The sequence below is a fragment of the Candidatus Accumulibacter sp. ACC003 genome (assembly GCF_907163085.1).
GTDB lineage: Bacteria > Pseudomonadota > Gammaproteobacteria > Burkholderiales > Rhodocyclaceae > Accumulibacter.
Genome location: NZ_CAJQTX010000001.1, coordinates 558158 through 581548 on the forward strand (window position 1 = coordinate 558158; position 23391 = coordinate 581548).

Consider the following 23391-nt stretch of genomic DNA (forward strand, 5'->3'; position numbering starts at 1 on the left):
CAAGCAATTTCCCGCCGCCAACGACCTGCTTGGCGCAATGCCCAGAAAGGCGTATCTGCGCATGCAGACAAGTCCTTGGTGGAGCACATTCCTGCGGCGTTGTCGGGCGACGCCCGACAGCCGTGCGGGATGGAAAAAACCGCCAGTCTGCGGCGCCTATGTTCGCTGGGAGACAGACTGCAGACTCGGGTCTGCGTAATCTCGGGCAAGTGATTCACGCCCGAGCATCTGCTGCCTCGGCATCGCGGCAATGGCCAGCGGCTGAAAGCAGCGCGGTCCTGGCGAGGAGAACCAAGAGATCATGACCTGGATCTGGCGAAGACGACGTGCTTGGGCAAGTCGCGAGCGCTGGTCTACCAGGCATGACTTCCCCGAAAAACCATGTTCGAGAATGAGGTAAGGCCATGAAAACGATTCAGAAAGTTACGTTCAGCGCACTCGCCGCAGCCGTCTTGTTCGGCCTCGGTGGGTGTTCCGGCATGTCGCAGCAGGGCAAGAATACCGCCATCGGCGCCGGCGCCGGTGCCGTCGGAGGAGCCATTCTTACGGGCGGTAGCGCCGTCGGCACGGTCGGTGGCGCGGCTATTGGCGGCGTGATCGGTCACGAAGTCAGCAAGTGATGCGAAGAGCGATGCGCCTGGCCTTCCCGGCAGCTGCCTCGCGCCCGCTCCTTGCCCTGATCCTGCCGTCGACGCGACCGTCATGGTCACTGCCGCTGCGGGGCCAACAAACTACCAGGAGAAATCAGAGATGAAACACGTTGGATCAATCAGCGCAGCCTTGCTCATGAGCGCGCTGCTCATCGCACTACCCGGCTGCCAGAAGCAGGAAGGCCCGGCAGAGAAAGCGGGCAAGGAAATCGACAAGACGCTAGAGAAAGCTGGACAGCAGGTCGAGAAGGCCGGTGATGCCATCCAGGACGCTGCCAAGGGCGACAAGAAATAGGATGTCGCAACCGCGCGCGACCGCTTGTCGTGTCAGCGAACGGTTCGCAAGGTCCCTGATCTGGCTTAGCGTGAGCGCTGGACGGCCGGGGCACCAGCGCCCGTTCCCCAGCAAGCGCCAAAGCAACATGGTTCGTTGCTACGAATAAGCCAAGGCGCGTACCATGCTATTGCCAGTCTACGGGTGAGAAATGAAAGTTAGCAAGGTCCCTGCAAATGTCGGCAGCGTCATTTCGGTGCGTGGCAGCGTTGTGGATATACGCTTCGACGGATGTTTGCCGCCCATTCATTCCGTGCTTCGTACGGGCGACGACAAGCAGATCGTTATCGAAGTGCAGACGCAGCGTGATGCGCATCATGTCCGCGGCATTGCCTTGACCCCGACGCAAGGCCTGGCCCGTGGCATGGCAGTGGAAGACACGGGCGGGCCGCTGCAGGTGCCAGTCGGCAAGGCAATTCTCTCGCGCATGTTCGATGTATTCGGCAACACCATTGATCGCCAGGGGGCCTTGTCCGATGTCGAGTGGCGCTCGGTACACCGGCCGCCGCCGCCGCTGGCACGGCGCTCGACCAAATCGGAAATTTTCGAGACGGGCATCAAGGTCATCGACGTGCTGATGCCGCTCGAGCGCGGCGGCAAGGCGGGGCTGTTTGGCGGCGCCGGCGTCGGCAAGACCGTATTGCTGACGGAAATGATCCACAACATGATCGGGCATCACGACGGTGTCAGCATTTTTTGCGGCATCGGCGAGCGCTGTCGCGAAGGCGAAGAGCTCTACCGTGACATGAAAGCGGCTGGCGTGCTGCCGAACATGGTGATGGTCTTTGGACAGATGAACGAACCGCCGGGCAGCCGCTTTCGCGTCGGCCATGCCGCGCTGACCATGGCCGAATATTTCCGCGACGACGAGCATCGCGACGTGCTGCTGCTGGTCGACAATATCTTTCGCTTTATCCAGGCCGGCATGGAAGTGTCCGGTTTGATGGGGCAAATGCCGTCCCGCCTCGGTTATCAGCCGACCATGGGCACCGAACTGGCCGGACTGGAAGAGCGCATCGCCAACACCGACACGGGCGCCATCACCTCAATCCAGGCGGTGTATGTGCCGGCGGACGATTTCACCGACCCGGCGGCGGTGCATACCTTCGCCCATCTTTCGGCCTCCATCGTGCTCTCGCGCAAGCGTGCCAGCGAAGGGCTTTTTCCAGCCATTGATCCGCTGCAGTCCAGTTCGCGCATGGCGACGCCGGGCATCGTCGGCGAACGTCACTATGCCCTGGCACAGGAAGTTCGCCAGACGCTGGCGCAGTATGCCGAACTCAAGGACATCATTGCGATGCTCGGCCTCGAACAGCTTTCGCCGGTGGATCGCCAGGTGGTCGCTCGTGCCCGCCGCCTGGAGCGCTTTCTGACCCAGCCTTTTTTCACGACCGAACAGTTCACCAATCTGAAAGGAAAACTGGTCAGCCTGAACGACGCGCTGGATGGTTGCGAACGCATCCTGCGCGATGAATTCAAGGACACGCCGGAAAGCGCGTTTTACATGATTGGCAAGATCGATGAGGCGAAGAAAACGGCTGCCCCCGAGGAAGCCGCCAAGAAAGTCGACGCCAAGCCCGCCGCCGAGGCCAAGCCTGATGCAATACCCGAAGCAGCGGTAGTCGCCCATGAATCTTAAGATTCTGCTGCCGTTCCAGGTATTCGACGAAAAGACCGGGGTGTCGAGCATCGTCGCGGATACGCACGCGGGTTCGTTCGGGCTTCTGCCACAGCGGCTCGACTGCGTGGCGGTACTGGTGCCGGGAATCCTGACTTATGAGATCGAAGCGGGCGATGAAATTTTTGTCGCCGTCGATGAAGGGGTGCTGGTCAAGACCGGCGCGGAGGTGCTGGTTTCGGTACGCCGCGCCGTCAGCGGCAAGGATCTCGGTCAACTACGTACGGCGGTCGCGAAGGAGTTTCTGACCATTGACGAGCAGGAGCAGGGCGTACGTACGGTCATGGCCAAACTGGAAAGCGGATTTCTGCACCGCTTCGCAGCCTTTCAACATGGTTGACGAAGCCCCCGGCAAGGCATCGAAAAGCGCTTCAGCCTTCACCGATAAGGTAGCCGCCAAAGCGACGCGCAAGCTCAAGGCGCGGCGCAACGCCGCGCCGGGGGTCTGGTTCGGGCTGGGCATGATGGGCCTGGTCGGCTGGTCGGTGGCCGTACCGACCTTGCTCGGCGCGGCACTCGGACTGTGGGTGGACAAACACCACCCGGGTCAGCATTCCTGGACGCTGGCCTTGTTGATGGCGGGGCTCGCGATTGGCTGCCTGAACGCCTGGCACTGGGTAGACAAGGAAGACAAGGCGATGCGCGAGGAAGCGGAAGATGACGATGAATGAGATCCTCGCATTGGCGCTGGCGGGCATGGCCGGTTTTGCACTCGGCGCGGTTTTCTTCGGCGGCCTGTGGTGGACGGTACAAAGAGCCGTTTCATCGCGACGACCGGCGCTGCTCTTCCTGGGCAGCGTGCTATTGCGTATGAGCATCGCGCTGGCGGGGTTTTATGCCGTCGGCCACGCCGATTGGCGGCGCTTGCTGGCGTGTCTGGTCGGCTTTGTCGTCGTGCGTTTGATCGCGGTGCGCTTGACTCGGCCGCCGGTCGAACGAGAAAACCAGCGCGCACAGGGGATCAGCCATGCGTCTTAGTCCCGACGAAATCATTTTCTGGCAGCACGGATTTCTCAAGCTCAATGGCACGATCGTGTTCACCTGGGGGCTGATGCTGCTGCTGACGGTCGGCTCGCTGTTGATCACGCGCAAGCTTTCCAGCGGGCTGAAACGCTCGCGCTGGCAGAACTTTCTTGAAATCGTCGTCACCGGCATCGCAGGACAGATTGAAGATGTCGGCCTGTCGCAGGCGCGGAAATTTCTCCCCTTCCTCGGCACCTTGTTCCTGTTTGTCGCCAGCGCTGCGCTATGCACCGTCATTCCCGGCTACGAGCCACCGACGGCTTCGCTGTCGACCACGGCGGCGCTGGCGCTGTGCGTGTTGGTGGCGGTACCGCTGTTCGGCATCAAAGACCAGGGCCTGGGCGGCTACCTCAAGTCCTACATCGAGCCAACGGTGATCATGCTGCCGTTCAACATCATCAGTGAAATTTCGCGCACCCTGGCACTGGCGGTGCGCCTGTTCGGCAACATGATGAGCGGCTCGATGATCATTGCCATCCTGCTGACCATCACGCCATTCGTTTTCCCGGTCTTGATGACCCTGCTCGGCCTGCTTACCGGCATGGTGCAGGCCTACATTTTCAGCATCCTGGCCGCCGTCTACATCGCGGCCGCGATGCACGTTCGCAAGCCAGGAATCGCTGCGCAAGCCGCGCCTTGAAGCACGCATTACCAAAGAGAGCAAAGGAAGACCCATGGACAGCATGACCATCATTGCAGTGGCATCGATCATCACCGCCGGCATCACCATCGCCATCGGGGTCATCGGCCCTTCGCTTGGCGAGGGCCGGGCGGTTGCCACCGCGCTCAGCTCGCTGGCGCAGCAGCCCGACGCCTCCGCCACCATCACCCGAACGCTGTTTGTCGGTCTGGCGATGATCGAATCCACGGCCATCTATTGCTTCGTGGTCTCGATGATCCTCATTTTCGCCAACCCGTTCTGGAATTACGTCATCGCCCAGAACGCGGGAAAGTAAGCCATGTTGATCGACTGGTTCACCGTCGGCGCGCAAGCGCTCAACTTCCTCGTCCTGGTGTGGTTGATGAAGCGCTTTCTTTATCAGCCGATTCTGCACGCCATTGATGGCCGCGAGAAGCGGATCGCCGCAAAACTCGCCGACGCCGCGGCGAAAGAAAGCGAGGCAAAAAGTGAGCGCGACAAGTTCGTGCAAAAGAACGACGAGTTCGACCAGCAGCGCGCCGCCTTGTTGACCAAGGCGAGCGAAGAGGCGCAGACAGAACGCCAGCGGCTGTTCGATGAGGCGCGCCAGGCGGCCGATGCATTGAGCGCCAAGCGGCAGGAAACCCTGCTCGGCGACGCGCGCAAGCTGAGCAAGACGATCAGTCGCAAAACCCGGGAAGAAGTGTTTGCCATCGCGCGAAAAGTGCTTACCGATCTTGCCGGCGCAAGTCTGGACGAACGTATCGGCGACATCTTCATCGACCGTCTGCGAGCGCTCTCCGACGAGGCCAAGGTGGTTTTCGCCAAGGCGCTCAAGACGGCCTCCGGGCAGGCTTTGTTGCGCAGCGCTTTTGAGCTGCCCGAGGGTCAGCAGACGATGATCCAAAAAGTGATCAATGAGACTTTCTCGGCGGCTATCCAAGTCCGCTTCGAAACCGCACCGGATCTGGTGAGCGGCGTCGAACTCAACGCCGGCGGGCAAAAAATAGCCTGGAGTATTGCCGATTACCTCAGCGCGCTGGAACAGAGCGTGGGCGAACTGCTGCAAGAAAATGACCAGCCCGAAGTCAAACCCGAGAGCAAAGCCAAATCCGCACCGGAGCCATCGAAGTCCACGGCGAGGCCGCAATGAATTCGGCAGCCGAGACCTTGCAGAGCGTATTTGACCGGACCTTGGTCGACATTGGCAAGGCGCGGGAAGCCTTTGCAGCGCAGCTGAGCCCGCGCGAAAGCGGCACCATCACCAGTGTTTCCACCGGCGTCGCGCACGTCTCTGGCCTACCCGGCGTCGGCTTCGAGGAATTGCTGAAGTTTCCACGCGGTATTTTCGGCATTGCCTTCAACGTCGATGAGGACGACATTGGGGTCGTTCTGCTCGGCGACTATGCGAAGCTGCAAGCAGGCGATGCGGTCGAACGTACGGGCCGGATAATGGATGTTGCGGTCGGTGACACACTGCTCGGCCGCGTCATCAATCCGCTTGGTCAGCCGCTCGACGGCAAGGGCGCGCTAGCCGAGACCGGACGCCTGCCGATCGAACGCTCTGCGGCGGCGATCATGGATCGCGCGCCCGTTACCGTACCGCTGCAGACCGGGCTCAAGGTGGTCGATGCGCTGATTCCGATCGGCCAGGGCCAACGCGAACTGATCCTCGGCGACCGCCGCACCGGCAAGACCGCAATCGCCCTCGACACCATCCTCAACCAGCGCGGCCGCGACATCCTGTGCGTCTATTGCGCCATCGGCCAGCGCGCTTCCGCCGTCGCCAAGCTGGTTGCCAACCTGCACGAACAGGGCGCGATGGACTACACCGTTGTCGTCGTCACCGAGGGCAACGACCCACCCGGTCTGGCCTATATCGCACCCTACGCGGCGACCAGCATCGCCGAGCATTTCATGGAAGCGGGACGCGACGTGCTGATCGTCTATGACGACCTCACCCATCATGCGCGTGCGTATCGCGAGCTCTCGCTCCTGCTGCGCCGCCCGCCCGGCCGTGAGGCTTTTCCCGGTGACATTTTTTATATCCATTCGCGCTTGCTGGAACGGGCGACGCATCTCTCCCAGGAACGCGGCGGTGGCTCGCTCACGGCGCTGCCGATCATCGAGACCGAAGCGCAAAATATTTCCGCCTATATTCCGACCAATCTCATTTCGATTACCGACGGGCAGATTTATCTCTCGCCGTCACTGTTCGAGCTGGGCGTCCTGCCCGCAGTCGATGTGGCGAAATCCGTATCACGCGTCGGCGGCAAGGCGCAACGCGCCATTTACCGCGCTGTGGCGGGCGACCTCAAGCTTGCCTATGCGCAGTTCGAGGAGCTCGAAACCTTTTCCCGCTTCGGCGCCCGCCTCGACGAGGAGACGCGCAAGACTGTCGAGCACGGCAAGCGCATCCGCTCCTGTCTTCAGCAGCCGGAATTCGCCCCCGTGCCCGTGTCCGCGCAGATCGCCGTCCTGCTGGCGCTGATTGAAAAACTGTTCGACACCGTGCCCCTGGAAGACATGAAGGATGCCGAACGCGCCGTTCAGGAGGCGGCGGCGAGGATTCCGGCCGCGGTCTCGGCGCGCTTCGACAGCGCCGACAAGCTAAGCGATGAAGATCGCCAGGCCATCATCGACATCGCCCGCCAAGCGCTTGCCCCCTTCCAGCCGACGCCAGAATCACAGCTGGAATCCGAAGCCAAGCCCGCAAACGGGAAATAGCGACTCTCCAAGCGGTAATGCAGCAAGCATCATCACCAGAGGAAAAAAAGCCATGCACATACAAATCAATGCCGCCCACAACATCGACGGTCACGAGGCCTTGTCCGTCTGGGCCAGCGACGCCGTAAAGAGCGGGCTGGACAGACAAAGTGAGCACATCACGCGGGTGGAGGTGCACCTCACCGACGAAAACGGCGGCAAGAGCGGAGCCAACGACAAACGCTGCACGATGGAGGCCCGCCTTGGCGGCTGTGCACCGATTGCAGTGACGCAGCACGCGTCGACCCTGCGCGAGGCGACTGCCGGTGCCCTGGAGAAATTGACCAGGGCGATCGACAGCACGCTCGACAAGCGGCGCAATCAAAAGCGGCATCCGGCCGATTTGTCACTGCCCGGATCGCCACCCCCGGAGGAGTAATGAGCGATACCACGGCGAGCCTGCGCCGTAAGATCGACAGCGCCGGCGAACTCCAGTCGGTCGTGCGCACCATGAAGGCCCTGGCCGCGTCCAGCATCGGCCAGTATGAGCAATCGGTGCGTGCTCTGGGCGATTATCACCGGACAGTGGAACTGGGCCTGAGCATCTGCTTCCGAAAAAGTGCTCTGGCCGCGGCCGTACCGGCACGCAAAGGTCACGCCGATACGGCCACCGTGGGTGCTATCGTTTTCGGTTCCGATCAGGGACTGGTCGGGCGCTTCAATGACGTGGTGGCCGATTTCGCGGTAACAAAGCTGGCTGCACTGCCCGGCAAGCTGCAGGTCTGGGCAGTTGGCGAGCGCGTGTACGGGCGCCTGTTCGACGCCGGACTATCGCCAGTAGGCCGTTTTACGGTGCCGACTTCGATTGCCGGCATTGCTCCACTTGCAGGGCAGATACTGGTCGACAGCGAGGCGCACCGCGACGCGGATGACGGAGGCGAACTTCACCTGTTCTACAACCGCCCGACCGCCGGTGCGGCATTCGAACCCGTCACTCAGCGCCTGCTGCCGCTGGACGACAGCTGGCGGCGCGATCTGGCCGAACTGCCGTGGCCGACCAGCAATCTGCCCGAGGTACTCGGAGACCACGGCGACAACACGGCGACCCTGCGCGCGCTGATCCGCGAATATCTCTTCGTCTCGCTGTTCCGGGCCTGCGCCGAATCCCTGGCCAGCGAAAACGCCAGCCGACTGGCGGCGATGCAGCGCGCCGACAAGAATATCGACGAATTGCTGGAAACGTACAACGGCAGCTTCCACCGCCTGCGTCAAAGCAGTATCGACGAAGAATTGTTCGATGTGACCTCCGGATTTGAAGCCTTATCGACAGAAAAGTAGCTTCAGGGCGGACCTTGAAGGAGCAGAGAAAGCCATGAATACCGAAATCGATTCCAGTGATTTCCGCGTGCCGGAAGGAAAACCGGTCAATCTCAAAAAATGGCCGACGCTCGTAGAGCCCGTGTACAAGTCGAAGAAGAAGTACGCCAAGCGACTCCAGGAACACGAGCAGGAGCTAAACACCCTGCAACGTGTTCATTTCGCCTCCAACCGCTATGCGGTGCTGCTGATTTTCCAGGCGATGGACGCCGCCGGCAAGGACGGCGCCATCCGCCACGTGATGTCCGGCGTCAATCCGCAGGGATGTCAGGTGTTCAGCTTCAAGCACCCGAGCGCGATCGAGCTGGATCATGACTTTCTCTGGCGCACCACGCGATCCCTGCCCGAACGCGGGCGGATCGGCATCTTCAATCGTTCCTACTACGAGGAAGTGTTGATCGTTCGCGTGCATCCGGAGATTCTGCTGAGTCAACGGCTGCCGGAAGGAATCATTGAGGAGAAGGCGACCTGGCAGGATCGCTATCGCTCAATCGTGGACCTGGAGAGCCATCTTTATCGAAACGGCACCCGGGTCATCAAGTTCTTTCTTCACCTGTCGAAGGAAGAGCAGCGCAAGCGCTTTCTCGCACGTATCGATGATCCGGACAAGAACTGGAAATTCAGCGTCGCCGACCTCGAAGAAAGAAAATACTGGGATCAGTACATGCAGGCTTACGAGGCATGCCTTGGCGCGACAAGCACGGAACAGGCGCCCTGGTACGTGGTTCCCGCCGACGACAAGAAGAACGCCCGGCTGATCGTTTCCCGAATTGTTCTGGATACCTTCAGGGCGCTCAAAATGGATTATCCAGAAACCGACGCGGCACGAAGGAAAGAGCTGTTGTCGATTCGCGAACAGTTGATCAAGGAAAGCCCGGGCGGCAAATGATCCAGGCCAAGTCGGCATTCTTGAAGTAATCGTTCACTCCCCTGTACGGCAGCCGGGATAGCGGGGAGCGGTAAGCCTTTGCGAGCGGCAGCAGGGGCTCCGCGAGCGGACGCAGGATGACTTTCCAGTCGTAGAGGAATTCGTGCACGACCCGGCGCAGGCCCGGATGTTCAGCCGTCTGTTACGCCTCGCACAGGTGTCGGAATCGTTTGACCTCGGCGGCGTAGCGCTGCGGTAGCGCTGTTGCGGCGGCGGCTCTAGCCGCGCCGCGTCGATGGCCGCCATCAGCGCTGGCAGGATACCTTCCATCTCGTTTCCAAGCCGGGATACCCGGCCATCACTCGATTCGGCCAGCCCTCGTAACTTGCGCATCAGGTGCGGCCAGCAGCGCAGGCGGTTTTCCCAGCCCCGGTAGGTCACGTGAGCATCGCTGATGAGAATGCCGGCGTAGCCGTCGTTCTCCACGGCTGGCTCGCGCCACTTCTCCCACGGCGCCTTTATACGTAAGTATTCGGTGAACCCGTAGCCCCCGCTTTTTTGGTCGGCGTGGTTCAGTCAGCGATTGGCGGGTAGACCGGAAATCTGGACTGGACACAGCAGCGGAAATCCGGCACCATGCGGCGCATGGACACGGGTGCGGACATCATTGGCGGAGGATCGGCGGCAAGTCACCGCCAAGTGGCGCCGTTCGCCGAGGTGTTGGTGACGTTGACCAAGGAGCAGGAAATCAAGCTCCGCTGGGAGGCCAGCTTCTGGCGGAGCCAACATCGACAAGCGCTGGTTCGGTTGGCGCAATCGGAGGCCGCTCATCGGGTGGAAATGGCGCAAGCGGCGGCGCGCGAGGCGGCCTTGCGCAGCGAACTGGAGCAGGCCAAGGGCAAGATCCGCGATCTGCAAAAACGCCTGTTTGGTCGCAAGTCAGAACGCTCTTCGGGAGCCGAGAAGAACCCGGCGGCGGACCAAAAATCGTCGCGAGCTCGAGGTCAGCAACCGGGAGCAGCGGGTCACGGGCGGAACCCGGAAAGTCACTTGCCGACGCAGATCGAGGTCATCGACATCGACTGCCCGCATTGCCCGGACTGTGGTCTGGGCTACGTCGACTTTCCCGGCACGGAAGACAGTGAAGTCCTCGAGATCGAGGTCAAGGCCTACCGCCGGAAGATCTGCCGGCGGCGCTACCGGCGGACCTGTCAGTGTTCGGGCGCGCGGGGTATTCTGACCGCGCCACCGCCGGCACGATTGATCCCGCGTGGAAAGTACGGCGTGTCGATCTGGGTGCACCTGCTGCTGTCGAAGTTCTTGTACGGCCAGCCGACGCATCGGCTTCTGCGAGACTTGTCCGACCACGGACTGACGCTCTCGGCAGGAACGGTGGCCGGCGGACTGCGTGCCTTGGCACCGCTGTTCGAGCCGCTTGAAGAAGCACTGCTTGGCCAACTACGCAGCGAGAAACAGTGGCACGCAGACGAGACCCGCTGGCGGGTCTTTGCCGAGACCGAAGGGAAGGTCGGACATCGCTGGTATTTCTGGGTGTTCCACGGCCCATCGGTCATCCACTTCGTGCTCGACCCGAGCCGCTCGGCGGCGGTGCCGATCCGGGAGCTCTCCGGTAGCGCCGGAGGAGTCATCATCTGTGATCGCTATTCGGCCTACAAGAAGCTCGCGCGAGTTCTTGACCACTTCATTCTGGCTTTCTGCTGGGCACATCAGCGGCGTGATTTCCTGGAACTGGCCAACGCCCATCCGGAGCTCGCGGACTGGGCACTGGCCTGGGTCGAGCAGATCGCTCAGCTCTACCACTTGAATGGACGGCGCCTGGAAGTCCGTAGCGACCCAGTACAGTGGGCCGAACGCGACCGCGCCTTGCGGCAGGCGATCACGCAAATGGCCAGTCAACGGGAAAGCGAACTGGCGAACCCGGCGCTCAAAATGCCGGCGAGCAAGGTGCTGCGAAGCATGCGCAAACATTGGTCCGGCCTGACCGTCTTTGTCGACCGCCCCGAGGTGGCGATGGACAATAATGCCGCCGAGCGCGCACAGCGCACGCCGGTGGTCGCACGCAAGAACTTCTATGGGTCGGGCAGTCTCTGGTCCGGCGCACTCGCCGCGACGATGTTCAGCTTGCTGCTGACGCTGCGCTTGTGGGGAATCAACCCGCGCACCTGGCTGACGGCGTATCTGGAGGCCTGCGCCGCCAACGGCAACCTGCCGCCGACGGACTTGAGTGCCTTTCTGCCCTGGGCGATGGCGACCGATCGACTGGCTCAGATGCGTGGCATCCCGGTCGATCAGAGCCGTCCCATCGATAGCTCGTGAAGCCTTATTGCGGGCGTCACTTTACCGACGACGAACTGCAGGCCCTCTGCCGCCTGATCGAAGCCCATCCTGGCAGCAGCCGCGCGCAACTGTCGCGCCAGGTGTGTGAGCTCTTCGACTGGCGTAAGCCCAATGGCGAGCTGAAGGATATGACCTGCCGGGTGGCCATGCTGCGTATGCAGGCCGACGGCCTGCTCACCCTGCCGGCGGCACGACGGGCCGCTCCTCGCCAACCCGAGTATCTGCCTACTCACGCCACCGATCCACAACCGTTGCTCACCCAGCCGGTGCATGAACTGCCGCCGCTGCGTCTGCATCAGGTCGTCGGTTCGGCGAACTCGCGTCTGTGGAACGAGTACATCGCCCGCTACCACTATCTCGGCCACACGCCCATGGCGGGCAGTCAGAGCCGCTACTTCGTCTTCGCCGGCGAGACCCTGGTCGCCTTGCTCAGCTTCGGCGCCAGCGCCTGGAAACTCGCCGCGCGCGAGCAATTCATCGGTTGGCACGATGAGCAGCGACAAAGGAACCTGCAACTGGTGGTGAACAATGCCCGCTTTCTGATCCTGCCCTGGATCCAGTGCAAGGGCCTGGCCTCCAAGATCCTCTCGCTTATGCAGCGGCAATTGCCCAAGGACTGGCTGGCGCGCTACGGCTACCGCCCCGTACTACTCGAAACCTTCGTCGAGACGCCCCGCCATCGCGGCACCTGCTACCAGGCCGCCAACTGGATCAAGGTCGGCCAAACCGCCGGCCGAGGCAAGAAGTGCCCCACCCGCAAGTCGATCCTCCCGATCAAGGATATCTGGCTCTATCCCCTTCACAGAGCCTTCCGATCAGTCCTCTGCCGCTAACCCGCCTCGGCAATGGCGCTGGCGCGCTACGGGTTGGCCGAATACTTACCTTTATACTCGGTGGCCGCCAGCTGTTGCCCGGGTTTTGCTTCAGCCGATCCTGCAACTCGTTGACGTCGTGCAGCAGTCGCTTCGACACTTTCAGCAACAGCTCCGCCGGCAGCGCCTTCAGTCACTCGCAGCAGCTACCGGCGCGGCGACGCACGCCGGTAGCCGCGAACAGGAGCGCCGACACGCGCAGCAACAGTAGCGGCCGATCGGTACCGGCTTGGGTGCGGCCGGAGCGGCTCGCCAGCTTCGCAGCACCGGCTCATTGCCCGCGGATCAGCGCGACCAGATCGTCGGTCGAGGGCAGCGCGCTGGCTTCGCCTTCGGCGAGGATGCTGTCGGCAAGCGCGCGTTTTTCGTGGTGCAGGTCGACGATTCGTTCCTCGACGGTGCCCTTGGTGACCAGGCGGTAAACGGTCACCGGCCGCAGTTGCCCAATGCGGTGTGCGCGACCCATCGCCTGGTCTTCGGCAGCCGGGTTCCACCACGGGTCGGTGATCACCACGTAGTCGGCGGCGGTGAGGTTGAGGCCAAAGCCGCCGGCTTTCAGGCTGATCAGGAAGAGGTCGCCCTCACCGGCCTGGAAAGCGGCGACGCGGCGTGTGCGCTCGGCCGCCGGCGTGGCGCCATCGAGGTATTGATAGGCGATGCCGGCCTGATCCAGTGGTTCGCGCAGGATTTTGAGAAAGTCGACGAACTGGCTGAAAACAAGTGCTTTATGGCCGTTTTCGACGAGCTCGGAAGCGAGTTCGGCGAAGGCCTGAACCTTGGCGCCGGCGATCCCGAATTCGGGGCTGCTGAGGCGTGGGTCGCAGGCGGCGCGGCGCAGTCGCGTCAGCAGCGCCAGGATGTTGAAGCGCGCCTGCGCTTGCGGCGTGCTGTCGATTTCGCTGTCGATCTCGTTCGTCGCCTCGCGGCGCAGCGCTTCGTAGTGCGCGGCTTCGGCGGCCTCGGGAGTGACCGTCAGGATCAGCTCGGTGCGCGGCGGCAGTTCCTGCAGCACTTCGGACTTGGTGCGGCGCAGGACGAAGGGGCCGACCAGGCGCTTGAGGACGTGTTGCGCTTCGCGGTCGCGGTTACGTTCGATCGGCCCGGCGAAGCGTTCGTTGAAGCGGTGCAGGCTGCCGAGCAGGCCGGGGTTGGCGAAGCGCATGATCGACCAGAGGTCGGCCAGGCGGTTTTCCACCGGCGTGCCGGTCAGCGCCAGACGGAAATCGGCGTCGAGGCCGAACACCGCTTGCGAGCGTTTGGCGGCGGCGTTCTTGATCGCCTGCGCCTCGTCGGCGATCAGCGTGTGCCAGCGACGCCCGGCAAAGCGTTCCTGCGCCAGTTGCAGCAGGGTGTAGGAAACGATCAGGAGATCCTGCGGGCCGGCTTTGCTGACCAATTCCTCGCGCTCGCTGTCGCTGGCGTCGGCGCGGGGCGGTAGACTGGCTACGGGCGTCTCTTTTCAGCTCGCTTGTTTTCGCTCGTGAACGCGCGCCGCGCGACTCTTGATCCTCTCGCCGTGTGCCCATTTTCGTTGGCTATGCTGTGTGCGCCGCGTTTCGCATCCGAGCACTGCCTCCGAGACTCCTTGCCACAGGTCTTTTTTCCTCGAGGCCCCATGTATGCCCGCCATCTCATGCCGTGCCATTTCCGTGCAGTGGCCCTAGGCTACAATGCCCTTGACCCTCGCCGTCCTTCCTCGACCTTCACTGTCCGCATCCGCTGGCCCTGGTGCAGCACTCCCCTCGTGTCAACGCCTTTCGGCTTTCGCTGGCCTGGCTGGGCCCTTACCGGCGCATGGCGGTCTCCGTGATTCTGTCCACTGAGGTCCCTGAACGCTCCTTCGCTGCTTGATTGGTGCCCCTTGTCGCCTTTGCCTCCGCTCCCTTGTCGTTTTCCTAGCTGCACCGTCCCGCCGCAGGTCAGCTCTTTCTCAATCTCTTCTGTTTCTCGCGCACCAGCGCTTGCGTATCAGCGTCCGGCGTGCACTACCGACGCCCGCTGTGTGCCCATCTGGCCGATGTGAACACCGCCTCCTTTTCTTCCTCACTGTGCGCTTGCTCTGCGGTGTCGGCGTGAGTACGTGTGTTTAGTTAGTTTTCTGCAGGATTACGTCCCCCTTCCTACTACTCTTCGATATGAGTCGCTCTGCGCCTCCCGCCGTCCCGTAACCATTCTCCGTTCGCGGCTGACCTCTGCTCGCTCGATGGTCTCCTTCTTCCCCTCGCCTGTCGTTCGATTCCGCGTTCCAGAACCCCGCCGTCTCTCTCTTAGTCCGCCGTTTGCGCGATTCCACTCCATTTGTACGGTGCCGGCTCGACCTTCGGGGGGGGTGGGGGCCGGGAGACCCAGGCGCGTCTCCTGGCCTTCTAGTCCTTCGACCGTTTTTGTGCCGTGCTTCTCTCGTCCCGCCCGTCGTGCACACTTGTTCGATGGTACTCAGCGGTTCGCGGTGCCGTCGATGCACGCGTGCGTTCGAGAGGGCGGCCGCTCGCCTTGTTTGACGTATCCCCCTTCCCGCTGTTGTGCGCTCTTCTCCCCCCCTCTCTTCTTCCTGTGTGTGTAGCGTGTTTCTCGGGCTCTGCCGTGATCACCGCGCCAGTTCTAGGCGGCACTTGCGGCCGCTGTGCGTGCCGCTGGCTGCCCGTGGTACCCGCGCTCGTGTCGCGAGCGGTCCGCGACGACCCAGCGCAGCGTCAGTTCGTCGCCGGAGCGGCGACGGGTTCTCCGGCTGTCTCTCTGCCTCTGCTTCCCGCGACCGTCCCGCTCCTGCGTCAAACTCTAACGGCCTGCGCATTACCCTGGCCTCTGCCATGTGGTTCATGGTGTCTACCCCCCTCTGAATCCTGCGGCGGAGTACTTCGCGCGGTCAGCGCCTTGCCATGCTGTGTATCTCGTTGGTTCTCGTTCGCCGTCCTGTGCTCTCCAGGTGCTGTGTGCTCTTCCGGTCTCTGTGCTGTACTCCATGTCTGATAAATAGCTTGACTCCTCTTGATCTTACCGTTGTATCTGCTTTGTTTCATGCTGCGCGGTCTGTCTTGTCCGGTGAAGCGTGCAACCCGTAGGTCCGCACTGCCGTTGCGGGCCTGTTTCCGGCGACGAGCGTCGTCGCGCGTTTGCGAATCGTGCGTATTGGTGGGTGGGCGGGGCCGCAGCGGCGGCTCGACGCGCATTACGAAGCGTTCGCCCTGACGCACCAGGTCGAGTTCTGGCGCCGCTTCGGTCAACTCGACGAACTGCTCGGGAGAGTTCGCCAGGACGATGCACGGGTGGCCGACCAGCGCGACGATGGCCGCCGCCAGGTCGATGGTGTAGCGGTTGCGGTAACCCGGCTCGGCGCGCAGCGCGCGCGCGACCTTGGCGTCGCACGTCGCCAGTTGCTGGTTGCCGGCGAGTTTCACCAGGCTCAGCGCGCGTGCTCGGCCCCAGGCGCGCTGGCCGCGCTTCTGTTCGAGCGGCCTGATGCCAAGCAGATCGCCGCGGCTGCCGATCTCGAGCTCCCACAGCACGCGCGATGACTCGCCACCCTTGGCGGCGGCTGGCTGATCGCCGCCGAGCGCTTGCAGGGCGGCGAGGACCTCCCGCCACTTGTCGCCGGAACCCGCGACGAAAAAGCCCGCCGGCGGGTCGCGGCCGTCGAGTACCGCCTCGCAGCCGTCGAGCAGCTTCTGCAGCGCTGGCAGCCGACACATCTGTAGCCGCTGGCGGACAAAGTCGATCGTTTCTCGCCACTCGGAGAGCGGCACGCGCGGGTCGGCGTCGGCGATCATCTCGCGGCCCAGCCAGGCCGATAGCACGATCGCCCACAGCGATTCGAGCGCCCAGCTGTAGCGTGGCTCGGCCTCGGGCTGGAAAGCGGCGCGGACGATGGCTGCCTTGCCGAGGCGTACGTCGATGGCGTGCACCCAACGTCCCCAGCGGTCGTAGGGGCTGGGGTCACGCTTACCGGCTTCGCCGACGCAGAAGCGGCGCGCCAGTTCGAGGTGCTTGGGCGTCGATTGGGCGAGCAGCGACAGCGGATAGAGCCAGATGACACTGAGCGGCAGCAGGTTCTTGGCGGCGCCGGTTTCGCTTTTTCGCTGCTTGAAAGCAGCTTCGAACGCCGCCTGCCCGGCCGCCCACTGGCCATCAACGACCAGCGCCGCGGCGTAGACGCCGGCGTCGAGTCCCTCGTTGCTCTCGGGCAGCGCGGCGTGCAGCAGATCGGCATCGCCGCGCTGCATGGCCAGGTCGCCGAGCGCCAGGCGCAGGTCGTCGGACAAGCGATCGGGGTCTTGTCGTAGCTGTTCGCACGCCCAGTCGGCGATCGGCAGGTAGTCGGGTATCCAGTAGCGGCACAGCGTGGCGACCGCTTGATCAGCGAGCTGCGAACGCCAGACCGGCTCGATATGCTCGAAAGTAGGCCCGTCAAAGGGTAGCAAAATCCCCTTGATGACGATCGTCGACCATTCAATCGATCGACTCAGGACGTTCTTGACGTGTGCCAGTTCCTCGCCGGGCGCTCCCGAATGGAAGCGTGCGCGAACGTAGGCGATGGCCGTCGGGAGGTTGGCGGTAGGCCAGTAGTGCGTCGATCTGGATGGGTCGAAATGGTCCAGATCGACGATCAGTTGGGCCAGCGTGTTGCCCGGGTGGGTGTCGAGCAGTTGCCGGTACAGCGGCGCGCGCAGTGCGTCCACCAGCTGAAAGGTGGTGGCGCGCGCGTTCTCGTCGACGAGCAGGTCGCTGTCGCGCAGTTGTTGGTTGGCGGCCTTGACGTCGCTGGCGGTGAAGGCCTTGCCGGCGCTGTTCTGCAGGCCGCTCAAGGCGAGCAGGCGGTACACGTCGGTGTTGCTGCGAAAAGTCCACAGCAGCGCGCACGCCAGTGCGACCTTGTGCGTGTTTGGCGGCAGGCCGAGTCGGTCGAGTTGCTCGATGGCGCTGCGGTTCAAGCTGGGTTTATTCATTTCTGGGCGTGTGTCGCGAAGTGTCCTTGCTGATCGCAAGAGTTGTTGGCAGGGATCGTTGGCCACGGCGACTGGTGGGGGTGCCAGGCGGGCAAAGCGGGCGCGAGACTCACCGGCGGGTCAACAGCATGGCGTCGCCGTAGCTGAAGAAGCGGTAACGGCCGGCGATCGCGTGTCGATAGGCGGCGCGGATGCTGTCGACTCCGGCGAAGGCCGAGACGAGCATCAGCAGCGTCGACTTCGGTAGGTGAAAGTTGGTGAGCAGCCGGTCGACGACCTGAAAACGGTAGCCCGGGGTGATGAAGATGTCGGTCTCGGCGGCGCCGGCGGCCAGTGCGCCGTGCTGCGCGGCGGCTTCGAGCGCGCGCAGGCTGGTGGTGCCGACGGCGATGACTTTGCCGCCGCGGGCGCGCGTGGCGGCGATGGCGGCGACCGTAGCCGGCGGGATGGCGAAGCGTTCGGCGTGCATGCGGTGGTCGGCGACGTGGTGCACGCGCACCGGCTGGAAAGTGCCGGCACCGACGTGCAGCGTCAGCCACGCCGCTTCGACGCCGTGTTGCGCGAGCTGCGCAAACAGCGCGTCGTCGAAATGCAGGCCGGCGGTCGGCGCGGCAACGGCGCCGGGGTGGCGGGCAAAGACCGTCTGGTAGCGTGCTTCATCGTCGGCATTTGCCGGGTGGGTGATGTACGGCGGCAGCGGCAAGCGGCCATGGGCCTCAATCAAGGACCAGAGGTCACCTGCGCCCGGCTGTTGGCGATCGAGTTCGAGCTCGAAGAATTCGTCGTGCTCACCGCAGCGGGCGCCGACGACCAGGCTGATCGCGTCTTCGAGGACAATCCGGCTGCCGGGTTTGGGCGACTTGCTGGCGCGGATCTGCGCCTGCGCATGCCGGGCGTCGACGATGCGCTCGATGAAGACTTCGATCTGGCCGCCGCTTTCCTTGCGGCCGAAAAGCCGCGCCCGGATGACGCGCGTGTCGTTGAAGATTAGCAGGTCGCCGGCGTCGAGCAGCCCGGGCAGGGCGCCGAAACGGCGATCGTGGAGCGCGTCGTGGTCCACCTGCAGCAGCCGGCTGGCGGTCCGTTCGCCACTCGGGTGCTGGGCAATCAGTTCGTCGGGAAGGTCGAAGTCGAAGTCGTCGAGGGTCAGCATGCAGTGGTTTGCCAGCGAATGGTTGTCGAGCGGCGGCGGCCGGCACCGCCGATGTTAACCGGAATCAGTTCAATCGGCCGGTTTATGGCCGCTTTTGTAGCTTGTCGGCGCTCGGAGAATCAGCGATAATCCGCAGCTCTTCTGGCTCGGCAACTTCGAGCCAAAGCCGAGATGGCGGAATCGGTAGACGCAGCGGACTCAAAATCCGCCGATGGTGACATCGTGGGGGTTCGATTCCCCCTCTCGGCACCACCCAATACAGTACTGGCCGGCCAGGGCGCGCATCATAACACCCCTGCGGGCGAGCCGAAGCGGCCGCCGACGACTGCGCGGCCGGTCGACCGGCGCGCAGGAGGCCGCTTGGCGGTGAACGACTGCGCTACGCCACCATCCGGCTTCGCCGCCTGGTGGCTGGCGATTCGCCCCAAGACGCTGACCGTTGCCCTGGTCCCGGTAGTCCTTGGCAACGCGCTGGCGTCGGCGCACAGCGGCTCGCTGCACTGGCCGGCGGCGCTGCTTGCCCTGGCGGCGGCCTTGCTGATCCAGATTGCCACCAACCTGCACAACGACGTCGCCGATTTCGAGCGTGGCGCCGACGCGCCGGACCGCCTGGGGCCGCCGCGGGCGACGGCCATGGGCTGGCTGCCGGCCCTTGCCGTGCGGCGCGCGGCCCTGGTCGCTTTCGCGCTGGCCTTCAACTTCGGAATTTATCTGGTCTACCTCGGCGGCTGGCCGATTGTCGCCATCGGTCTGGCGTCCTTGCTCGCCGGCTGGGCGTACACCGGCGGACCACGGCCGATCGCCTACGCGCCGCTCGGCGAACTGTTTGTCCTGCTGTTCTTTGGCCTGGCGGCGGTCGGCGGCAGCTACTACCTGCAGACGCTGACGATCAGCCCGGCGGTACTGCTGGCCGGAGCGATGCTGGGGCTGTTCGGCGCGGCCGTGATCACCGTCAACAACACCCGCGACCTCGACAGCGATCGCCGGGTCGGCAAGCGTACCCTGGCGGTCGTTCTCGGTCGGCGCGCGGCGGCGTGGGTCTACGCAAGCGAAATATTGCTGCCCTTTGCCCTGCTGCCGTGGCTGGCGGTCCTGGTCGGCGGCGGCGGCTGGCTGGCCTTGCCGCTGCTGGCGCTACCGCCGGCGCTGTTGCTGCTCAAGCGTTTTCGCGACGCGCTGGCGGGTCCGGTCTTCAACCAACTGCTGGCCAGTACCGCCCGGCTGCAGCTCTTCTTCGGACTCTTGCTGAGCGTGGCGATCCTCGTTTGAGCGCCGCTCAGCGCGGGGTATCGACGCCCGGCGACTGGAACCAGGCCAGCTTCTTGTGCAGGCGGACAACGGTGCCGACGATGATCAGCGCTGGCGACGTGATGCCGGCCGCTGCAACTTTCCCCGGCAGCGTTGCCAGATCGGCGGCCAGCACGCGCTGGCGGCGCGTCGTGCCATGCTGTACGACCGCCGCCGGGTGGTCTTCGGGCAAGCCGTGGGCGATCATCTGGCGGCAAATCTCGGCGAGCCCACCGACGCCCATGTAGAAGACGACGGTCAGCCGCGGCCGCGCCAGCGCCGGCCAGTCGAGATTGATCGTCCCGTCCTTGAGGTGGCCGGTGGCAAAAGCGACCGCTTGCGCGTGCTCGCGATGGGTGAGCGGGATACCGGCGTAGGCCGCGCAGCCGGCCGCGGCGGTCACTCCCGGAACGACTTCGAAGGGGATCGCCGACTCGACCAGGGTCTCGATCTCTTCGCCGCCGCGCCCGAAAATGAAAGGGTCACCGCCCTTCAGGCGGACCACCGTTTTGCCGGCGCGCGCCAACTTCACCAGCAGGCGATTGAGCTGCTCCTGCGGCACCGAGTGATTGGAGCTTTTCTTGCCGACGTAGATCTTTTCGGCGTCCGCACGCGCCAGATCGAGCACGCCGTCGGCGATCAGATGATCGTAGACGATGGCGTCGGCCTGGCCGATCAGCCGCGCCGCGCGCAGGGTCAGGAGGTCGAGGTCTCCTGGACCGCTGCCGACGATGTACACGGTTCCGACTGACGTGGGGGCGGGCGTTTGACTCATTCCTGTTTTTTCCATTTTTTGCCGAGGTGCAAGCATAAGCGTCCCGGGCAGGGTAATTCAACTCGAATGCCTCGGGACGCCACCTTAAACACGCCACGCGCATAAATATTTGATGGAGGTCAAGGAAAGGGGCGGTGCAGACATGATCTCCGGCACCTCAACCCCGGCAAGGAAGCACGATGAAAGTGCCCACCCTGTTGCTGTCGGCCGCCCTGTGGCCGCGGTTGGTTGTCGCCGCGCGCCCGCTCGCTGCCCTCGCTACAAGTCCGCGCCTTTGGCGCGTGCCCTTAGCAGGTCGATGATCATCGACGACACCTGCTCGATCGAACGATGCGTGACGTCAATGACCGGCCAGGCACGCGCGACGAACAAGCGGCGTGCGTCTTGCACCTCCTTGCGCAGGGCGCTGAAGTCGTTGTACTGGCTGTCTTCGTTGTCCCATGCCCGCAAGCGCGCCGAGCGCACGCGCGCCAGCCGCGTCGGGTCGACGGTCAGCCCGACGATCAGCGGTCCCCTGGCTTTCAGCAGCCCCATCGGCGGCTGCGAGAACGGCACCAGTGGGACGTTGGCGGCCTTGATGCCGCGTGACGCCAGATACATGCAGGTCGGTGTCTTGGTCGCCCGCGAGACGCCGACAACGATCACGTCGGCGCTATCGAGATCATCGCTGGCGATGCCGTCGTCGTGGGCCAGGGTATATTTCATGGCTTCGACGCGGCGGTAGTAATCCTCGTCAAAGGCATCGCGCGAACTGTTGTGAAAGTGCACGGCGGCGTCGGCGTATTCGGCGAGGTGGCTGATCAGCGGTTCGAGGGCGAATTGGTACGGAACCAGCAGACGGCTGCAGCCATCCTCGAGCGCCTGACGCAGGTCGGTGTGGCTGATGCTGTGCAGGACGTAACCCGGAGACTGCGCGATTTCGCCGAGGATCTCGGGGATCTGGCCGAGGTGGCGGACCATCTTCCACAGCCGCCGCTCGACCTGCACGCCTTCGAGCTGGTTCAGCGCGTTGCGTGCGAGCAGCTCGACGAGCTCGCCGGATGCATGCGAGACCAGGTGCAGAACCAGCGTTTTGCTCATTTTTCCCCTTCCGGTTAAGGTCGCGTCGGTGACCATTTCTACGGCTGCGGAATCAGCGATGGTAGCCGCCGTCGAGGCGCAGCACCGTGCCGTTGATCATCACGTTCTTCAGGACGTGCAGAACCAGCATGGCAAATTCGGCCGGGTCGCCGAAGCGGTGTGGGAAGGGGATCTGGTGCGCCAGCCGGGAGTCGAGGTTCTTTTCCATGGCGAACAGCGTTTGCGTGCCGAACAGGCCGGGGGCAATGCCGACGACGCGGATGCCGAGTGGACCCAGCTCGCGGGCAGCGGGCAGGATCATGCTGACGACGCCGCCCTTGGACGCCGAATACGCCGCCTCGCCGCTCTGGCCGTCGTATGCCGCGACCGACGCCGTCGACAGGATGACGCCGCGCTCGCCGTTGGAACGTGGTTTCAGGCGCGCCATGTCGGCGGCCGCCAGCCGCATCATGTTGAAGGTCGAGATCAGATTGACCTCGACGAGTTGGCGAAAGTCCTCGAGCGGCAGCGGGCCATTGGCGCCGAGCGTTGGCTCGGAGTGGCCGCGACCGACGCAGTGCACCAGCACGCGCGCCGCGCCGTGCGCATCGCGCGCCGTCGCCAGGGCATTCTCCGCCGACAGTGAATTGGCCACGTCGCAGGGAATCGCCAGCGCGCCAATCTCGTCGGCGACCTTCTGGACGCCAACGGCGTCGATGTCGATTAGCGCTACCTTGGCTCCCGCCTCGGCGAGATAACGCGCCGTCTCTGCGCCCAAGCCCGATGCTGCGCCGGTGACCACCGCCGGACACGCCCACAGATCCATCTAGTGTCTCCTTGTCATGCCGGCCGCAAGGGCTGGCGGAAGCACGCATTATGGTCGCTGGGTCGGTTACGCGCAAACCGCGCAGCACGTCGCCGGCGGCGGCGCCGAAGCCATCCGCCGGGTAGATCAATGGCGCCACTCGGCGCTGCCGACGTGTGGCTTCCTGGGGGCAAACCGCGCGGCGAGCTGCGGTGCGGGCATCCGCCACGGGGATTGCCGCTGCTTGCGCGCGGCGCAAACTTTGGCGCCGGTCGACAGCGCTTCGCTGCGGTACCAGTGCGGCGTGCGTCTTCGGATAGAATTGACGCCAACCGGCGCGCTGCCGAGACGACTGCATGCCGCTTGGTCAGCGCCAGCTTCCTGGCCAGCGGCTGCCGGTCGCAACCACCAACCGAGCGAGTTTGCACCATGCCTTCTGTTCTTGTCCTGATGCTTCTCCTGGCGTCCCCCCTGGCGCTCGCCGAAGTCGTTCTGCTGCCGGCCGCACCGTCGCCACAACGCCAGAAGGAGCTGGTGCACCTCGTTCGCCAGGATTGTGGTTCCTGCCACGGCATGACGCTGCAGGGGGGCCTTGGCCCGGCGCTGACGCCCGCGGCCTTGCGCGAGAAACCTGCCGAATCGCTGGTCGCGACGATCTACAGCGGGCGTCCCGGTACGCCAATGCCACCCTGGCATCGCTTTCTCAGCGAAGCCGAGGCGCAGTGGATCGTCGCGCAGTTGCTGGCAGGATTCCCAAGCGAGTAAGCCGGGCGGCTCGCATGCGTCATTGCCGGAGCCGCTGCGGCGGCGCGAAGGCCGGAGCGGCCGCCGCTGCCACGCGCTTAATACCATCGAAGCATGCG

Annotated in this window: 22 protein-coding genes, 1 tRNA gene and 1 pseudogene; 18 read left to right on the top strand and 6 right to left on the bottom strand. The window is 63.9% G+C overall.

What is annotated here, in order from left to right; all coding sequences use genetic code 11:
- Positions 1-404: 404 nt before the first annotated feature.
- The 15 genes from QZ656_RS02520 to QZ656_RS02590 all read left to right on the top strand — a co-directional run bounded on the left by QZ656_RS02520 (position 405) and on the right by QZ656_RS02590 (position 12467).
- Positions 405-620: a glycine zipper 2TM domain-containing protein gene (locus tag QZ656_RS02520; protein ID WP_291991897.1), complete on the top strand. Its 216-nt coding sequence runs from the start codon at positions 405-407 to the stop codon at positions 618-620.
- 130 nt (positions 621-750) lie between these two features.
- Positions 751-945 carry a hypothetical protein gene (locus QZ656_RS02525; protein WP_291991898.1) on the top strand — a complete coding sequence of 65 codons (195 nt, stop codon included), beginning with the start codon at positions 751-753 and terminating at the stop codon, positions 943-945.
- 190 nt (positions 946-1135) lie between these two features.
- Positions 1136-2623, top strand: a complete 1488-nt coding sequence (gene atpD, locus QZ656_RS02530; protein ID WP_291991899.1) for a F0F1 ATP synthase subunit beta — start codon at positions 1136-1138, stop codon at positions 2621-2623.
- Positions 2613-3002, top strand: a complete 390-nt coding sequence (locus QZ656_RS02535) for a F0F1 ATP synthase subunit epsilon (protein ID WP_291991900.1) — start codon at positions 2613-2615, stop codon at positions 3000-3002. The genes atpD and QZ656_RS02535 overlap by 11 nt, the downstream gene beginning before the upstream one ends.
- Positions 2995-3333 (top strand): AtpZ/AtpI family protein, encoded by a 339-nt coding sequence (locus QZ656_RS02540; protein WP_291991901.1) that lies wholly within the window; start codon positions 2995-2997, stop codon positions 3331-3333. Before QZ656_RS02535 ends, QZ656_RS02540 begins: the two co-directional genes overlap by 8 nt.
- A complete protein-coding gene (locus tag QZ656_RS02545; protein WP_291991902.1) occupies positions 3326-3640 on the top strand; it encodes an ATP synthase subunit I in 315 nt (104 codons plus the stop codon). Before QZ656_RS02540 ends, QZ656_RS02545 begins: the two co-directional genes overlap by 8 nt.
- Positions 3630-4325: a F0F1 ATP synthase subunit A gene (locus QZ656_RS02550; protein WP_291991903.1), complete on the top strand. Its 696-nt coding sequence runs from the start codon at positions 3630-3632 to the stop codon at positions 4323-4325. Before QZ656_RS02545 ends, QZ656_RS02550 begins: the two co-directional genes overlap by 11 nt.
- A gap of 34 nt (positions 4326-4359) precedes the next feature.
- Positions 4360-4641 (top strand): F0F1 ATP synthase subunit C, encoded by a 282-nt coding sequence (locus QZ656_RS02555; RefSeq protein ID WP_291991904.1) that lies wholly within the window; start codon positions 4360-4362, stop codon positions 4639-4641.
- Between the two features lie 3 nt (positions 4642-4644).
- Positions 4645-5478, top strand: coding sequence for a F0F1 ATP synthase subunit delta (locus QZ656_RS02560; RefSeq protein WP_291991905.1), 834 nt, complete (start codon positions 4645-4647; stop codon positions 5476-5478).
- Entirely contained in the window at positions 5475-7052 is a 1578-nt protein-coding gene (locus tag QZ656_RS02565; protein ID WP_291991906.1) for an alternate F1F0 ATPase, F1 subunit alpha, read from the top strand. The genes QZ656_RS02560 and QZ656_RS02565 overlap by 4 nt, the downstream gene beginning before the upstream one ends.
- Positions 7053-7104: 52 nt before the next feature.
- Complete coding sequence (locus QZ656_RS02570) at positions 7105-7470, top strand: HPF/RaiA family ribosome-associated protein (protein WP_291991907.1); 366 nt, start codon at positions 7105-7107, stop codon at positions 7468-7470.
- Complete coding sequence (locus QZ656_RS02575; protein WP_291991908.1) at positions 7470-8369, top strand: F0F1 ATP synthase subunit gamma; 900 nt, start codon at positions 7470-7472, stop codon at positions 8367-8369. The genes QZ656_RS02570 and QZ656_RS02575 overlap by 1 nt, the downstream gene beginning before the upstream one ends.
- A gap of 34 nt (positions 8370-8403) precedes the next feature.
- The gene (locus QZ656_RS02580) at positions 8404-9297 is read left to right on the top strand and encodes an ADP-polyphosphate phosphotransferase (RefSeq protein ID WP_291991909.1); all 894 of its coding nucleotides are present in this window, start codon (positions 8404-8406) and stop codon (positions 9295-9297) included.
- A 615-nt stretch (positions 9298-9912) separates the two neighbouring features.
- A complete protein-coding gene (locus QZ656_RS02585) occupies positions 9913-11613 on the top strand; it encodes an IS66 family transposase (protein ID WP_291991655.1) in 1701 nt (566 codons plus the stop codon).
- Positions 11610-12467 carry a DUF4338 domain-containing protein gene (locus QZ656_RS02590; RefSeq protein WP_291991910.1) on the top strand — a complete coding sequence of 286 codons (858 nt, stop codon included), beginning with the start codon at positions 11610-11612 and terminating at the stop codon, positions 12465-12467. Before QZ656_RS02585 ends, QZ656_RS02590 begins: the two co-directional genes overlap by 4 nt.
- Before the next feature lie 310 nt (positions 12468-12777).
- Here QZ656_RS02590 and QZ656_RS02595 read toward each other — a convergent pair whose 3' ends face one another.
- The 3 genes from QZ656_RS02595 to queA all read right to left on the bottom strand — a co-directional run bounded on the left by QZ656_RS02595 (position 12778) and on the right by queA (position 18602).
- Positions 12778-13902 (bottom strand): DEAD/DEAH box helicase, encoded by a 1125-nt coding sequence (locus QZ656_RS02595; protein WP_366522080.1) that lies wholly within the window; start codon positions 13900-13902, stop codon positions 12778-12780.
- A gap of 1375 nt (positions 13903-15277) precedes the next feature.
- Positions 15278-17449, bottom strand: a complete 2172-nt coding sequence (locus tag QZ656_RS02600) for a hypothetical protein (RefSeq protein ID WP_291991911.1) — start codon at positions 17447-17449, stop codon at positions 15278-15280.
- Positions 17450-17558: 109 nt separating this feature from the next.
- The gene (queA, locus tag QZ656_RS02605; protein ID WP_291991912.1) at positions 17559-18602 is read right to left on the bottom strand and encodes a tRNA preQ1(34) S-adenosylmethionine ribosyltransferase-isomerase QueA; all 1044 of its coding nucleotides are present in this window, start codon (positions 18600-18602) and stop codon (positions 17559-17561) included.
- A gap of 165 nt (positions 18603-18767) precedes the next feature.
- Between queA and QZ656_RS02610 the strand changes: the two genes are divergently transcribed.
- Together QZ656_RS02610 and QZ656_RS02615 are read left to right on the top strand one after the other, a co-directional pair.
- Positions 18768-18854, top strand: a tRNA-Leu gene (locus tag QZ656_RS02610).
- A gap of 114 nt (positions 18855-18968) precedes the next feature.
- Entirely contained in the window at positions 18969-19871 is a 903-nt protein-coding gene (locus QZ656_RS02615) for a 1,4-dihydroxy-2-naphthoate polyprenyltransferase (RefSeq protein WP_291991913.1), read from the top strand.
- Between the two features lie 7 nt (positions 19872-19878).
- Here the strand turns inward: QZ656_RS02615 and cobA are convergent.
- The 3 genes and pseudogenes from cobA to QZ656_RS02630 all read right to left on the bottom strand — a co-directional run.
- Positions 19879-20640: pseudogene (gene cobA / locus QZ656_RS02620) on the bottom strand (uroporphyrinogen-III C-methyltransferase); the annotation flags it as partial.
- Positions 20641-20922: 282 nt separating this feature from the next.
- Positions 20923-21744, bottom strand: coding sequence for a pyruvate, water dikinase regulatory protein (locus QZ656_RS02625; protein ID WP_291991914.1), 822 nt, complete (start codon positions 21742-21744; stop codon positions 20923-20925).
- 52 nt (positions 21745-21796) lie between these two features.
- A complete protein-coding gene (locus tag QZ656_RS02630; protein WP_291991915.1) occupies positions 21797-22549 on the bottom strand; it encodes an SDR family oxidoreductase in 753 nt (250 codons plus the stop codon).
- A 408-nt stretch (positions 22550-22957) separates the two neighbouring features.
- Between QZ656_RS02630 and QZ656_RS02635 the strand changes: the two genes are divergently transcribed.
- The gene (locus tag QZ656_RS02635; RefSeq protein WP_291991916.1) at positions 22958-23293 is read left to right on the top strand and encodes a cytochrome c; all 336 of its coding nucleotides are present in this window, start codon (positions 22958-22960) and stop codon (positions 23291-23293) included.
- Positions 23294-23391 lie beyond the last annotated feature (98 nt).

Coding starts and splice junctions, on each gene's coding strand:
- QZ656_RS02525 (WP_291991898.1), top strand. CDS start 751: ATGAAACACGTTGGATCAATCAGCGCAGCCTTGCTCATGAGCGCGCTG.
- QZ656_RS02555 (WP_291991904.1), top strand. CDS start 4,360: ATGGACAGCATGACCATCATTGCAGTGGCATCGATCATCACCGCCGGC.
- QZ656_RS02540 (WP_291991901.1), top strand. CDS start 2,995: ATGGTTGACGAAGCCCCCGGCAAGGCATCGAAAAGCGCTTCAGCCTTC.
- QZ656_RS02550 (WP_291991903.1), top strand. CDS start 3,630: ATGCGTCTTAGTCCCGACGAAATCATTTTCTGGCAGCACGGATTTCTC.
- QZ656_RS02560 (WP_291991905.1), top strand. CDS start 4,645: ATGTTGATCGACTGGTTCACCGTCGGCGCGCAAGCGCTCAACTTCCTC.
- QZ656_RS02545 (WP_291991902.1), top strand. CDS start 3,326: ATGAATGAGATCCTCGCATTGGCGCTGGCGGGCATGGCCGGTTTTGCA.
- QZ656_RS02625 (WP_291991914.1), bottom strand. CDS start 21,744: ATGAGCAAAACGCTGGTTCTGCACCTGGTCTCGCATGCATCCGGCGAG.
- QZ656_RS02520 (WP_291991897.1), top strand. CDS start 405: ATGAAAACGATTCAGAAAGTTACGTTCAGCGCACTCGCCGCAGCCGTC.
- QZ656_RS02585 (WP_291991655.1), top strand. CDS start 9,913: ATGCGGCGCATGGACACGGGTGCGGACATCATTGGCGGAGGATCGGCG.
- QZ656_RS02635 (WP_291991916.1), top strand. CDS start 22,958: ATGCCTTCTGTTCTTGTCCTGATGCTTCTCCTGGCGTCCCCCCTGGCG.
- QZ656_RS02535 (WP_291991900.1), top strand. CDS start 2,613: ATGAATCTTAAGATTCTGCTGCCGTTCCAGGTATTCGACGAAAAGACC.
- QZ656_RS02630 (WP_291991915.1), bottom strand. CDS start 22,549: ATGGATCTGTGGGCGTGTCCGGCGGTGGTCACCGGCGCAGCATCGGGC.
- QZ656_RS02580 (WP_291991909.1), top strand. CDS start 8,404: ATGAATACCGAAATCGATTCCAGTGATTTCCGCGTGCCGGAAGGAAAA.
- atpD (WP_291991899.1), top strand. CDS start 1,136: ATGAAAGTTAGCAAGGTCCCTGCAAATGTCGGCAGCGTCATTTCGGTG.
- QZ656_RS02570 (WP_291991907.1), top strand. CDS start 7,105: ATGCACATACAAATCAATGCCGCCCACAACATCGACGGTCACGAGGCC.
- queA (WP_291991912.1), bottom strand. CDS start 18,602: ATGCTGACCCTCGACGACTTCGACTTCGACCTTCCCGACGAACTGATT.
- QZ656_RS02575 (WP_291991908.1), top strand. CDS start 7,470: ATGAGCGATACCACGGCGAGCCTGCGCCGTAAGATCGACAGCGCCGGC.
- QZ656_RS02600 (WP_291991911.1), bottom strand. CDS start 17,449: ATGAATAAACCCAGCTTGAACCGCAGCGCCATCGAGCAACTCGACCGA.
- QZ656_RS02565 (WP_291991906.1), top strand. CDS start 5,475: ATGAATTCGGCAGCCGAGACCTTGCAGAGCGTATTTGACCGGACCTTG.